This window comes from Psychrobacter muriicola 2pS (assembly GCF_904846535.1).
Classification (GTDB): Bacteria; Pseudomonadota; Gammaproteobacteria; order Pseudomonadales; family Moraxellaceae; genus Psychrobacter; species Psychrobacter aquimaris.
The window spans coordinates 25693-39577 of sequence record NZ_CAJHBC010000008.1; the positions used below are offsets into that span (position 1 = coordinate 25693).

The window sequence follows — 13885 nt, forward strand, 5'->3', positions numbered from 1 at the left end:
TATTGCTTATATGGTAAGGTAATTTACTTTTAATAGATTTTATTAGCCAAACAAAATCATAGCTTATTAATAAAAAATGGATTCTTTCTTAGGTCGCTTTTTAGGTCATTTGTGGAGCATATAATATTGGATAAACACCCTGAAAGTGGCTGGTTTAAATCTGCATGGCTGGCAGTCATGCACAGACTAAAACAGTTTGCCCAGTTATGGTCGCTACAGACACTGACCGATTTGCCCGATCGCCTAAGAAACCTATGGCAGCAGCTTATTGGCTCTTATTGGTTTATCCCAACTGCGTGCGTCATTGCAGGTATATTGCTTGCTCCTTTATTAGTGACTATCGATCAACACTTTGACCGCGAAACTGTCAGAGAAATCACTTTTGCTTTTACTGGTGACGACGATGCTGCACGTGCCATCATGACAGCAATTGCAGGGGCTGTATTGGGCGTTGCTGGTACCACGTTTTCAATTACTATTGCCGTCCTATCAATGGCCTCCTCACAATTTGGCCCTCGATTATTACGTAACTTTTTGACGGACACGCCCAATCAGTTTGTCTTAGGCGCATTTATTGGCACCTTTAGCTATAGTTTATTGGTCTTAAAATCCATCCATAAATATGACGTCGCTTTTGGTGTACCACAGCTCGCTGTTACCTTTGCCATTATTATGGCGATTATCTGCGCACTTTTATTGGTATACTTTGTACAACATATGGTACATGCCATTCAGGCCTCACATGTTATTCAAAACGCCAGCAATGATGCTATTGATAATATTCACTATTGGTATCACGATCATTGCGATATCCAACATCAACGTGATGTAGAGCATCATGACACTGAGCAGTTTCATAAATGGTCAGCGATGCCCATCTATCCACCAAGCTCAGGTTATGTTCAGCAAATCTACCTTGAGTCACTGATTACACTGACACAAGACTATGGCGGCGTGGTACAGATACATACCAATCTTGGTGATTATGTCACTGACAAAAATGTCATTGGCTATTTTTACCAGCGTCCAGCAAATCACCCAAATAATCAACAAAAAACAACGACACCACATTTAGCCGTTGTACCGCGTGCCACTGACGGACTTTTTTGGCAACGCTTTGCAGGCTGTATACGTATCGAGCAACGACTGGCTAACTCTAACGATATTGCTTATAGTTTAGGGCAAATGACTGAAATCGCCGTGCGAGCATTGTCTCCTGGTATCAACGATCCAAAAACAGCAGTCAACTGCGTACAATCACTGACCAGCTGCTTAAGTATCATGATGCGTCGTCAGCCGCCCAGTCCCTATCACTTTCACACCCTCTCATCAGATGATGATGCTCCCAAAACCGAGGTTGAAAAGCAGCGTTTGGCCATTTTAGCCGTGGTTACCCATATTCCCAAGATATCCGATTTTATCAATACATCGCTTGGCGAAATACGTCGTTATGCAGCCGCTGATTTAATGGTATTGAAAGCGCTATGTCAGGCGATGGTAAATCTAAATTATGCTCGCGTAAATCAAGCGCAGCAGCAGACTTTACTGCATGAGTTACAACTGATTAAGCGAGCAGGAGAAGAAAACCTAGGCTATCAAGAGCTGATAGATGATTTGAGCGCGATGTGCCAACAAGCCCAACAATTCATTCTTAGCAACGATGCTCATCATCAGTATTTTAACTATGTTAGTGAGTTTGACACCCATATTCGTCAGGCATTACAAACGCAATCAAGATAAGCTTTTGCTACTGATAATGTGATACATACCGCTGAGGTAAAAATGAGAAAACAACCAAAATTAAAACCTTCTAATCCTTATAAGCGCTAAGCTTAAGACCATTCATCATTACTTGAGACTTTTTTCATGGCCCCTACCAGCAGCCTGACCATACTTGAAATCAGCGCGATATTTTTATCTATCACAGCCTTACTGACCTACGTCAACCATCGCTTTATTGGCCTACCGACCACGATTGGTGTGATGGTTATCTCCATTTTATTATCTATTGGCGCGATATTTTTGGGGTTTTTGGGATTTGATCAGCTTATTGATTATGAAGTAAGCTTATTAGAGCAGCTTGATTTTACCGAAGTCTTATTAGATGGCATGCTCTCTATGCTTTTATTTGCAGGGGCACTGCACGTCAATATCAGCGATTTAAAGCGTTATAAACTGCCTATTGGCATCCTTGCTTGCGTCGGCACCATCGTCTCTGCCGTGCTTATCGCCACGGCACTTTATTTTATGCTGCCACTGTTCGGCTTTGGCTTGCCATTTCTTTGGTGTTTGTTATTCGGTGCTCTAATATCACCGACCGATCCTATTGCTGTAATGGGCATCCTGTCATCCGCAGGTGCACCAAAAAGCATAGAAACAGTCATCGCGGGTGAATCATTATTTAATGATGGTATCGGCGTGGTGATTTTTGTGTTGCTGCTGGGAATTTTATCAAGTGGTGATATACCGACGGCCAATTATGTGGCGCACACCTTAGCAGTTGAAGCCGGTGGCGGTATTATTTTTGGGTTGGTGCTTGGGGCGATTTTGTATTATATGCTTAAAAGTATCGATAGTTACCAAGAAGAAGTATTGTTAACGCTTGCTGGTGTGATAGGTGGTTATGCACTGGCCAGCCATTGGCATTTATCAGGACCACTTGCCATGGTAATGATGGGGTTGATGGTTGGGAATCGCGGACGAGCATTGGCGATGAGCGATAAAACACGACACTATATTGATTTATTTTGGGAATTAATCGATGAAATTCTCAACGCTATTTTATTCGTACTCATCGGTTTAGAAGTAGTGATGATTGCGTATTCGGGTAATTTATTTATCGCCGCTGGCTTGACGATTGTGATCGCCCTACTTGCGCGTTTTATCGTTGTGGGTATGACCACCAAAACCTTTCATCGTCAGCTCGATTTGCCCACTGGTGCTTGGAAAGTACTGACATGGGGCGGATTACGTGGTGGTATTTCCGTTGCCTTAGTGTTGCAACTACCGTTGGGAACCGAACGCGATATCTTGTTGGCGCTCACTTATGCGGTGGTAATATTCTCGATCTTGGTACAAGGTTTAAGTGTTGGCAAAGTCGCCAAAAGCATTCGCACTGATAAAGATATAGCAAAGCTATAAGCTATAAGCTATAAATAGTTTTAAGCCAGTCGTTTTAGTAAAAGAAAAGCCAGCATAAGATAATATCTTGCGCTGGCTTTTTCATATACATTTAATTTTTTCGATAGGCGATATATACGCCCTTTTTATATCAAACCCTTTCGCTTCATATTACGATAAACCACGAGCACAATAAGAAGGTTCGAGACTAATATTCCAAGCTTAAACCAATCAAATGGACTAACGATTAGATAGTAAAGTTCAATAGGAATAAACACCCCATAACCAAGCACACCAAACCAATACGCCCATGTTTTATCTTGCCATAAGCCATAAGCCTCAAGGAAACGCAGACTGGCGTAAGCAAATATCAATAACAAAAATACCGGCCAATTTTTACTTGCTTGTTGAGCAATACGAACCGCACTGTCAATTTGTGGCGCCAGTAGCTGTCCAAAGGTTTGTTGCCAAGAATCTGTCGCGGTCGTCAGCCAATGCTCAAGATCGGTATGCCACGACCACAATGCGCCTGCACCTAATAACGCACCAACGCCTTTGACAACTTCATAAATGGCCACCGCTTTGATGGATTCACTGGCAGTACCGTGCGACTTGATGGTTTGATTGCGCAAGTGATGATCGTTATCCTTCGGAGATGGTTGCAGACTATCATTCTGCCTAGGCAAATTAGGCAAAGAAAGTCTCCACAACGCGGCCTTGCAACTGCTGATTAAAGAATGGCGTGTTTTTACCATTGGACAGCATGGATTGGGCAGTCACTTGCCACTCCAGATTGGGATCCACCAGTACTGCGCCGCCGATGTTTTCATACTGCTCGCTAATACCAGCAATTTTTGCCGGATTGAGACAGATTTTATCGACGAGTTGCTCTAAAGTTAACACGTCATCATTTACTAGCTGACAAGCCAGTGCCATAAACGTATCAAAATTTGAGATACCTGGCGTGCTCTCAGCAAATGGGGCTTTTTTGGCGGTACTGTTCAATGGTTCATGATGGCTACATATCGCGTCAATGGTGCCATCTTTCAAACCACGGCGGATGGCTTGCTGATCGGTATTACTACGCAGGGGTGGTAATACATAGGCTTGGGCGTTAAAACCCTCTAAATTATCATCGGTCAAATACAACTGATGCATCGCCACATCACAAGTCACGGGCAGACCTTTATCTTTTGCCCAGCGCATCAATTCGATTGAAGATTTGCACGACAGTTGACTAAAGTGAGCGGCGATGCCTGTTTCTTCAACCATTAGCAACTGCGTTGATAAGGCAACCGTTTCAGCAATCCAAGGAATCCCCTGCAAGCCATGATATGAAGCGATATAACCTTCATGAGCCACGCCATCACCAGATAGACTTGGCTCATCAGGGTAAAAGAATACTTTCATATTAAAAGTCGCGGCGTATTCCAGTGTACGCAGCAATACTAAGTCATTGCGAAAAGGACGGCGCGCATTAGAGACTGCTATACAACCGCCTTTTTTAAGCCCAGCGATATTTGACGGGCGCTCACCTTCTAAACCAGCAGTCAATGCGCCCAAAATATGCAAATATATGCCGCCATCACCAAGCGCGCGTTCACGTAAGCCTTTTAATAATGAACCGTTCTCTAAGATAGGATTGGTATCAGGAGGAATGACCACATGCAAAAAACCATTGCCACGAGCAGCACGCCCTTCTGACTCCAAAGTGCCATGTTGTTGTTGACCCGGTTCACGCAAGCGGGCGCACAGATCAACCAAAGGCGGCAGTAGCCACATTTCACGGCCAGCTTCAAGTGAAGCTAACTTAGCTGTCGCAGCACTTGATAGTGAGTCTTTAAATGATTGAGGAAGATGGTTAATTATCGGTGCATCCGTATTTAACATAGTTGTCATGAGCTTTATTACCGTATCAATAAAATGGGATAAATAAATATAAAACAGCGAAGCAGAGGATTATTTACTCGCGGCTTGGTGAGTGCGTTGACCTTCCATAGCTAGCGACAGTACTGCCATACGAATAGCGATACCGTTATTCACCTGTTTTAAAATCACTGACTGGTCGCCATCAGCAACGCTTGATGCAATCTCAACACCGCGGTTCATCGGCCCTGGATGCATGACCAACGCATCGGGCTTAGCCAATGCCATGCGCTCTGGTGTAATACCATAATGCTTATAGTATTCACTCGATGATGCCAGCAGCGGCGAGCCGATACGCTCGTTTTGTATTCTTAATCCCATAATGACATCACAGTCCGTGACACATTCATTCATATCTTCATAGACTTGTACCCCAAAGCGCTCAATGCCTTTCGGTAATAAGGTACGCGGCGCACAGACGCGGATGTCTTTGACACCTAAGGTCTGTAGTGCACTGATATCTGAGCGCGCCACTCGCGAATGCTTGATATCGCCAACGATAGCCACTGACAATTCCTCAAATGGGCGCGGTGCTTCACGATGAATAGTGAGCATGTCGAGCATCCCTTGCGTCGGATGTGCATGCCAGCCATCACCACCATTAATAATAGCAATATCTGGTGTTACTTCAGTTGCCATAAAATGGGCAGCACCTGACGCTGAATGCCGTACCACAAAGATATCTGCCGTCATGGCTTGTAAATTCCACAGCGTATCGCGCAAACTTTCACCTTTTTTAGTACTAGAGCGCTCGATATCGATATTGAGCACATTGGCACCGAGACGCTTTTCGGCTACTTCAAAGGTCGTGCGGGTACGCGTTGACGGTTCAAAAAACAAATTCATCACCGTATAGCCCTCAAGCTCAGGACGGTTAATGAGCTGTCCGTTATCATCAAAAAACGTCTCTGCTTTGGCAATAATCGCCTGCAATTGTGCTTTATTAAGACCTTCTACCCCCAAAAAATGGCGAATACTGCCATCGCTATTAAGCTGCGGACGACTTAAAGACGCATCCAGTTTCTCATGAATGGTATCAGGGTCGAATTTGGCATAATCCGTTGGCGAGACGGTCTGAGTTGAGCGACTATCGATAGAATTTGACATAATGGCAGGTCTTTATTGTTGGTTTATATAATTTAATAATCATCATTTATGCGTTTTTTGGCGATTTATAGTCGACGATAAGCACAGAGACAAGGACATTTTGGCACTTATTTGCTACAATTTACCCCAGTGGCAGTGATAGACATAGCGCCGTAAAAAACAGACGTTGTCGTCCTCTTGGGCAATAGCCATACACCTGTCGAAACCATCATCAAAAATCCGCTTATCCAAACGATAAATAAATAATAATAGTGATAGTGTAGCTGATTTTGTGGTCAGGACAAAGATGCCGTGCAGGGTATTTAAAAATTTGACAACTTTAGGTCTGTAAAGTGCCACCTAACCAATTTTTCAATCCCTTATTTAATCCTTAGTTTCAGTAGCATTTATTTTAACAGCATTTATTAGGAAGCCTTATGACAACCCTTACAGACTATCTCAATGATTATTCACCCAATCCTGCACTGAGTGACGTTATTACGACTGTCACTGACGTGGGTAAAACCATCTCACAATTATTGAGAAAAGGGGCGCTAGCCGACATTCTAGGCGAAGCTGGCAACCAAAACGTCCAAGGTGAAGACCAGAAAAAACTGGACGTACTTGCTAATGATTTATTATTAGACGCGTTGGCAAAAAACACCCATTGTGCAGGCGTTGCCTCAGAAGAGCTTGACGATGCTACCCCTGCCAATGCAGATGGCAGTTTGTTGGTATTGTTCGATCCGCTTGATGGCTCATCAAACATCGATATTAATATGGCCGTCGGCACTATCTTCTCTATTCTACCGTACCAACACCAAGGTCAAATCAGTGAGAATGCTGATTTTTTACAAGCAGGTAATCAACAGTTAGCAGCAGGCTATTTGTTATATGGTACCTCTACGGTATTGGCGCTGACCATCACCGATCATGTCGTGATGTTTAGCCTAGATCCAGACACCAATGATTATGTGCTCATAGAAGAAAACGTGAAAATCGATGCGGATACCAGCGAATATGCTATCAATGCTTCAAACTACCGTTACTGGCGCGCACCCATGCAGCAGTATATCGATGAGTTGATTGCTGGCGAAACTGGTGTCCGTGGTCGCGATTTTAATACACGCTGGGTGGCGGCCATGGTCGGTGACGTGCATCGTATTTTATGTCGCGGCGGCCTCTTCACTTATCCGTTCGATACCAAATATGCCAATAAAGCAGGCAAATTACGCTTGATGTATGAAGCCAATCCAATGAGCTTATTGATTGAGCGTGCGGGTGGCGCTGCCACTGATGCAGTCAATCGCATTTTAGATATAGAACCTATCGATATCCACCAACGCGTTCCTGTGGTACTTGGCAGCAAAAATGAAGTCGATTATGTTAAAAATCTGCATGTAAATTACGCTGATAAATAAGCCCTTTAACTTTACTTTGATAACAATCAGTATAAAACTACAGCATGTATAGGCTTTATACTGATTGTTTAATTTTTCTATATTTTTCTCTAAGCGATCCACTATGGTAGCAAATCCCACCGAGCTTATTACCTCAGATAAAAATACGACCGTTAAACTTGTCAAATCGTTGCTAACGCAAGCGCGACAGCGTAAGAAGCAAGGTCAAACGGTGATTGAGGGCGTCCATCTCATCGATGCGGCGCTGCGTAGTGACTACCCCTTTGCCCAAATCCTACTCGCAGAGTCTGCACATAACCATCCTGAGGTTCAGCAGGTTTTGACGCGCTTGCCTACTTATACGCCTATTTTAACGTTATCAAATTCGCTGTATGAGAGTATTCGTAGCTTAGGTACTGGTATCGATATCATGGCAATCATTAAAGTACCAACGCCTAGTTTATCGATGATTGATGATGACTGCTTGATTTTGAATGATGTGCAAGACAGCGGTAATGTGGGCACCCTATTACGCACCGCAGCAGCGGTCGGCATCAAGAATATACTCTGTACCAGCGCTACAGCGCAAGCCTGGTCTCCTAAGACTCTACGGGCAGGTATGGGCGCTCAGTTTTCTTTGACCATCTATGAAGATCTAAGTGTGCAAGATGTTTTGGACCATGTGCAAACGCCGCTATTTGCGACCAGCTCACATACCGATACAGTGATTTATCAACATGACTTAAAAAAGCCTATCGCTTGGATTATGGGTCATGAAGGACAAGGCGTTTGTGATGAGCTGATGCAGTGCGCCACCCCTATCGCTCTACCACAGCCCAATGGTCAAGAAAGCCTTAATGTCGCCATTGCAGGCTCATTATGCTTATATGAAACTTTGAGACAGAGACAGTACTCTTAGCCTATATCATATGATTTTGATATAAAAACCCCCGCTATCAATTGATAGCGGGGGTTTTTATTATACGTCTATTACTACTGATAGACTAAACCTTGCTTGTCAGCTCAGGCAATGCTACAAACAAATCTGCTTCCAAGAAGTAATCAGCAACGCTAGCGATAGGCGCTTCTGGATCATTGTTGATAGCAACAATAACCTTAGAATCTTTCATACCCGCTAGATGCTGAATCGCGCCTGAAATGCCCGCTGCGATATATAAATCTGGTGCAACGATTTTACCCGTTTGACCGACCTGCATATCGTTTGGTACATATCCTGCGTCAACAGCAGCACGTGATGCGCCAACAGCAGCGCCAAGTTTATCAGCTAATGGCTCAATGTACTTAGTAAAGTTTTCACCGTTTGCCAATGCACGACCACCAGAAACCACGATGCTTGCTGAGGTCAATTCAGGACGATCAGATTTCGCCATCTCTTCGTTAACGAAGCTAGCTTTGCCAGTTTCTTGTACGTTGTCGATAGTTTCAACAGTCGCTGAACCACCTTCGCTTGCTACTGGATCAAATGCCGTTGTACGTACGGTTAGTACCACTTTATCTTCTGACGTTTTTACGGTTGCCGTTGCATTACCTGCATAGATAGGACGCTCAAACGTTTGTGCATCTATGACAGCAGATATTTCTGATAGCATACTTACATCAAGTAAAGCCGCAACACGTGGCATAAAGTTCTTACCAGTGGTGGTAGCAGGTGCGATGATATGGCTATAATCACCAGCGATATCAGCAACCAATAGCGCTACGTTACCCGCCAGTTGATGCTCATAGGCAGCGTTATCTGCTAACAATACTTTAGTCACGCCTTCTGCTTTAGCTGCTTCATCAGCGACTGCTTGAGCACCACTACCAGCAACCAATACATGGATATCATCACCCATTTGCTTAGCAGCAGCGATGGTGTTCAAAGTTGCCTTTTTTAGACTGGCATTGTCATGTTCTGCATATACCAAAATTGCCATGGTTCTAGTCCTTTTTTTGTTCGTATCATCTATTCATGCGGTTGTTTGTGTACAAAGCTATTTGAAAAACTATTATTTTATATAAAATGAATCATCCAAATCTATAGCCTTGTACATGATATGCCGTAGCGAAGTATCCAATCATTGAAACATTAAATGACTTTTGCTTCGTTTCTTAGCTTATCGACCAACTCATCCACTGACCCTACTGTAATACCAGCTTTGCGTTCAGCAGGTGGCACGACTTTAATGATCTCTTGCTTAGATGCCATATCAACACCAAAATCAGCTGGCGTTTTTTCATCAAGTGGCTTTTTCTTCGCTTTCATGATGTTAGGCAATTTAGCATAACGAGGCTCATTCAAACGTAAGTCGGTAGTAATAACCGCTGGTAGCTCAAGTGCTAGCGTCTGTAAACCACCGTCGATTTCACGAGTCACGTTTACTTTATCACCTTCGACTTTCACTTCTGAGGCAAACGTACCCTGACCGATACCCATCAATGCCGCTAGCATCTGACCAGTCTGGTTGTTATCGTCATCAATTGCTTGCTTACCCAATAAAATAATATCAGTGCCTTCACTCTCGGCGATATTTTTGAGTATCTTAGCAATTTGTAGTGGATACGGCTTGTCGTCAGTCAACACTAGAACACCACGATCAGCACCCAATGCTAACGCTGCACGAATTTGCTCTTGTGATTCTTTTGGACCGATTGAAGCAACAATGATTTCATCAATCACACCCGCTTCTTTTAGACGAACCGCTTCTTCTACTGCGATCTCATCAAAAGGGTTAATTGACATCTTAGTGTTTGATAGATCAACGCCAGAGTTATCAGCTTTCACACGAACTTTTACGTTATAATCAATGACACGCTTGACCGCTACTAATGCTTTCATACGTTCCTCGTTTATTAATGTTATGAATTAAAAATTGTCAGTTAAGAACCAAAGGTTCATTTTTTGAAACTGTTATTCAAACTGTCGTTCAAAATACTACTTAGGGTTATTACTACGTCAACAGATAGTAGTTAATTAAGCAAGAAGAAACAATACCGAAAATGGTAATAGCCTCACACCACTCCTTAACAAAATCTGCTAAAGCTAAGCCAACCGTTATTATCAGACCCATGTATCTTGCGTGAGCACAGTCATAAGGTCAAGACAACGCCGTGAATAATGCGTCATAAATTTGTCACCATTCTATAATAAATAGTTTATAAGTACACAATTTTACAGTTCTCTTTAGCTTACATTTTAATATTTTATATATTTATAGCACTGTCAACACCATAATCACTTAACGTTTTGTGGTGATTTATCTCGTTGGGATCAATCGATAACAATAATTAGGCACTCAACATCTACGATTTTTACTGGAACCAACCAGCAACTCACTGTCGCATATATCATCGAATAGTGCCCAGTCAGGCTTAGCCGCATTATTTTTGATGACACTCATATCACCTGTGGTTTCCATAATGACAGCAGATACTTCAGTTTTAGACTTGATCCCATTCTTACGCAAAACCTGTTGAACATCGCTGGTACTGAGATTGGCTTCTTTTAAATTTTCACCATGCGCCATCAATATGATGGCTCGATTATCTATCAAAGATTTTAAAAGTTTAAATTTACGCCTGATGAACGAGATAACACCTTGAAGCACAAATAATACCGCGACGGCAAACAACTCTTGCAGCAATGACGGTGTATCAGATAGCACCGTTGAAGCGAGTATGCTACCAATTTTTATATCTTTATTGAGTCAGTGCTCATAGCTGACATCAGTATACTTTTGACGACCTTACGTTTTTAGCGAGAAAAATGGCATAAAAAAAGCAACCTGAGAAGAGGTTGCTTTTTTTTAGAGTTGAAACAGTATTTTTATTGTTTTAACAAACAAAGGTATCAATGCATTATGCTAATCTTACTACAATTGAGCGACTAAACATTAGTTTACTCAATGGCAAATGAGATTAGATAGCTTCGATTTGCTCAGCTTGTGGGCCTTTTTTGCCATCACCTAAGATGAAAGACACTTTTTGGCCTTCGGCTAGAGTTTTGAAACCGTTACCTTGGATAGCGCTGTAGTGAGCGAATACGTCTTGTCCGCCATTGTCTTGAGCGATAAAACCAAAACCTTTAGCTTCATTAAACCACTTTACAGTGCCTTCAACTTTATCTGACATAAATTTTCCTAACTCTTTAACTGTTGGCGAGACGTGTGTCGTCACCGATTAATTGATATATACCCAAACTATTTTCTGCTAACTGCAACAGTCAGTATTATCAAAATATCGTTAGATAACTTGAAATTACGACCTAAAATCTTTTGAGTACAGTCTGATTATAACAGCTTTTGCCAAGAGCAACAGGTTAAATTGATGATTTTTGTAAACAGCAATAATCTGTTTTTAGGAGTCGCAATAGTCAATACAGCGCCACCTAAACTATTGATATAAAATATTTTTTTATCATCGGGCATCTATTATACAAACATAAGGGAGACATATAAGTTAATAGAAAGCATTATCTCAAATAATAAATAGGTGATGCACTAGCGTATATCTCATTGAGATATCGGTAGCCATGGTGAACTTAATACCAATAAACAAAGTGCAAAAAATATCAGCGAAAATGACTGACTATAGGCGATGTATTTGGCAGGTATTACCAAGTCTTTAGGAGAATCAGGAATGCCTTTACGTTTTAGTAAACGCGTCCCGTATATCCAGCCAAAGGTAGTATAGATTCCATACGCAGCAGGTACCGTAATGGCCAGTGGTGTCAAGTCGATCACATATAATATGACAACGGAAATAAAGAACCACAAGGTATCCAAGAGTGAGCTGATTTTAAAAAACTTAGATTGAGGCAATTTGCCATCGGTTTTTTTGAGCATCTCCCCTTCTATCCATATTAAAACGGCTACCACAGCGCTAAGAGTAATGTATGCGAATTGCGGCGTTAGCCAGTCTGGATAAGATATTTGCACAACACACAACCTATAATCTATAAAAAATAAGAATGCGCAACTCAATCGTCCTGATAATTAACCAGCAATTGGTTCCACTAAGAATATTCAAAAAAATCAATTAAGGCTAGATATATGAGGCATCAATTGGTAGTTTTCAACCAATACAAAAGCGATTGTGGCTGAAACATCACTAAAATAATTCAAATTAAAAAAGCCCATGCTATCAAGTAATAGCATGGGCTCTTGGTTTTATATCAGCGAGTAATTTCTTAATAACCGATATTGAATTAGTTTTTATCTTTATCAATAATCTTATTACCGCCGATCCAAGGCATCATACCACGTAGCTTAGCACCAGTGATTTCGATTTGATGCTCTGCATTGTTACGACGACGAGCAGTCATTGATGGATAGTTGGTTGCACCTTCAGAGATAAACATCTTCGCGTATTCACCAGACTGGATACGTTTTAGGGCATTACGCATGGCTTCGCGTGATTGCTCATTAATAACTTCAGGACCAGTCACATATTCGCCATACTCAGCATTATTACTGATTGAGTAGTTCATGTCAGCGATACCGCCTTCATACATCAAGTCAACGATAAGCTTTAGCTCATGTAAACACTCAAAGTATGCCATTTCTGGAGCATAGCCGGCTTCTGTTAATGTTTCAAAGCCCATTTTTACGAGTTCTACAGCGCCGCCGCAAAGAACGGCCTGCTCACCAAATAGATCTGTTTCAGTTTCATCTTTAAATGTTGTTTCGATAATACCTGAACGACCACCACCAACACCAGCAGCATAAGATAGTGCTAACTGTTTGGCTTGACCTGACGCATCTTGATAGATAGCGATAAGATCAGGGATACCACCGCCTTTAGTAAATTCTGAACGAACAGTATGACCGGGTGCTTTTGGCGCAACCATGATGACATCAAGATCACCACGTGGTACGACTTGGTTATAATGAATCGCAAAACCATGAGCAAACGCTAGGGTCGCGCCTTCTTTGATGTTTGGCTCAATCACGTCATTATAAAGCTCTTTTTGGAACTCATCAGGCGTCAAAATCATGATGACATCAGCGGCTTTGACCGCTTCTTCTACTTCAGCCACTTTTAAGCCTGCGTTTTCCGCTTTTTTCCATGAGCCAGAGTTGGCACGTAGACCAACGGTCACATCAACGTCTGAATCTTGTAGGTTAAGCGCGTGTGCATGACCTTGTGAACCGTAACCAATAATGGCGACTTTTTTACCTTGGATAATCGATAGATCACAATCTTTATCATAATAAACGTTCATAAATAGAGTCCTTTTCCTAAATCATGGCTTGCCATGGATAAATAAACACTTAAATTACAATCACCTTGTCGAAGTGATGGGTGAGATAAGCGCTATGTTAATGTTTGAGTAAATAATTTGATCTACAATA

13 protein-coding genes are annotated in these 13885 nt (G+C 42.1%); 4 read left to right on the forward strand and 9 right to left on the reverse strand.

Annotated features, from left to right (window positions below):
• The first annotated feature begins 126 nt into the window (after window positions 1–126).
• Window positions 127–1740, forward strand: a complete 1614-nt coding sequence (locus JMX93_RS11395; RefSeq protein ID WP_499204802.1) for a DUF2254 domain-containing protein — start codon at window positions 127–129, stop codon at window positions 1738–1740.
• A gap of 126 nt (window positions 1741–1866) precedes the next feature.
• The gene (locus tag JMX93_RS11400) at window positions 1867–3141 is read left to right on the forward strand and encodes a cation:proton antiporter (protein ID WP_499204803.1); all 1275 of its coding nucleotides are present in this window, start codon (window positions 1867–1869) and stop codon (window positions 3139–3141) included.
• Between the two features lie 125 nt (window positions 3142–3266).
• Here the strand turns inward: JMX93_RS11400 and JMX93_RS11405 are convergent, their stop codons facing one another.
• From JMX93_RS11405 to JMX93_RS11415, 3 genes are read right to left on the reverse strand one after another with little or no spacing between them, the layout of a single operon-like run.
• Window positions 3267–3815, reverse strand: coding sequence for a DUF2127 domain-containing protein (locus tag JMX93_RS11405; protein ID WP_499204804.1), 549 nt, complete (start codon window positions 3813–3815; stop codon window positions 3267–3269).
• The gene (locus tag JMX93_RS11410; protein WP_499204805.1) at window positions 3808–5019 is read right to left on the reverse strand and encodes a dihydroorotase; all 1212 of its coding nucleotides are present in this window, start codon (window positions 5017–5019) and stop codon (window positions 3808–3810) included. The genes JMX93_RS11405 and JMX93_RS11410 overlap by 8 nt, the downstream gene beginning before the upstream one ends.
• Before the next feature lie 60 nt (window positions 5020–5079).
• Entirely contained in the window at window positions 5080–6153 is a 1074-nt protein-coding gene (locus tag JMX93_RS11415; RefSeq protein WP_443215632.1) for an aspartate carbamoyltransferase catalytic subunit, read from the reverse strand.
• A gap of 416 nt (window positions 6154–6569) precedes the next feature.
• Between JMX93_RS11415 and JMX93_RS11420 the strand changes: the two genes are divergently transcribed.
• Both JMX93_RS11420 and JMX93_RS11425 read left to right on the forward strand, forming a co-directional pair.
• On the forward strand, window positions 6570–7553 hold the full coding sequence (locus JMX93_RS11420; protein ID WP_499204806.1) for a class 1 fructose-bisphosphatase: 984 nt from the start codon (window positions 6570–6572) through the stop codon (window positions 7551–7553).
• Between the two features lie 103 nt (window positions 7554–7656).
• A complete protein-coding gene (locus JMX93_RS11425) occupies window positions 7657–8451 on the forward strand; it encodes a TrmH family RNA methyltransferase (RefSeq protein WP_193011085.1) in 795 nt (264 codons plus the stop codon).
• An 85-nt stretch (window positions 8452–8536) separates the two neighbouring features.
• Here JMX93_RS11425 and JMX93_RS11430 read toward each other — a convergent pair whose 3' ends face one another.
• The 6 genes from JMX93_RS11430 to ilvC form a co-directional block, all read right to left on the reverse strand.
• Window positions 8537–9469, reverse strand: a complete 933-nt coding sequence (locus tag JMX93_RS11430; RefSeq protein ID WP_443215630.1) for an electron transfer flavoprotein subunit alpha/FixB family protein — start codon at window positions 9467–9469, stop codon at window positions 8537–8539.
• 152 nt (window positions 9470–9621) lie between these two features.
• Window positions 9622–10371, reverse strand: coding sequence for an electron transfer flavoprotein subunit beta/FixA family protein (locus JMX93_RS11435; RefSeq protein ID WP_198333327.1), 750 nt, complete (start codon window positions 10369–10371; stop codon window positions 9622–9624).
• Between the two features lie 457 nt (window positions 10372–10828).
• Window positions 10829–11197, reverse strand: coding sequence for a DUF421 domain-containing protein (locus JMX93_RS11440; RefSeq protein ID WP_499204807.1), 369 nt, complete (start codon window positions 11195–11197; stop codon window positions 10829–10831).
• 253 nt (window positions 11198–11450) lie between these two features.
• The gene (locus JMX93_RS11445; RefSeq protein ID WP_057758834.1) at window positions 11451–11663 is read right to left on the reverse strand and encodes a cold-shock protein; all 213 of its coding nucleotides are present in this window, start codon (window positions 11661–11663) and stop codon (window positions 11451–11453) included.
• 380 nt (window positions 11664–12043) lie between these two features.
• The gene (locus JMX93_RS11450) at window positions 12044–12469 is read right to left on the reverse strand and encodes a hypothetical protein (RefSeq protein WP_499204808.1); all 426 of its coding nucleotides are present in this window, start codon (window positions 12467–12469) and stop codon (window positions 12044–12046) included.
• Window positions 12470–12738: 269 nt separating this feature from the next.
• Window positions 12739–13755 carry a ketol-acid reductoisomerase gene (gene ilvC, locus JMX93_RS11455; RefSeq protein WP_193011081.1) on the reverse strand — a complete coding sequence of 339 codons (1017 nt, stop codon included), beginning with the start codon at window positions 13753–13755 and terminating at the stop codon, window positions 12739–12741.
• Between the last annotated feature and the right edge of the window lie 130 nt (window positions 13756–13885).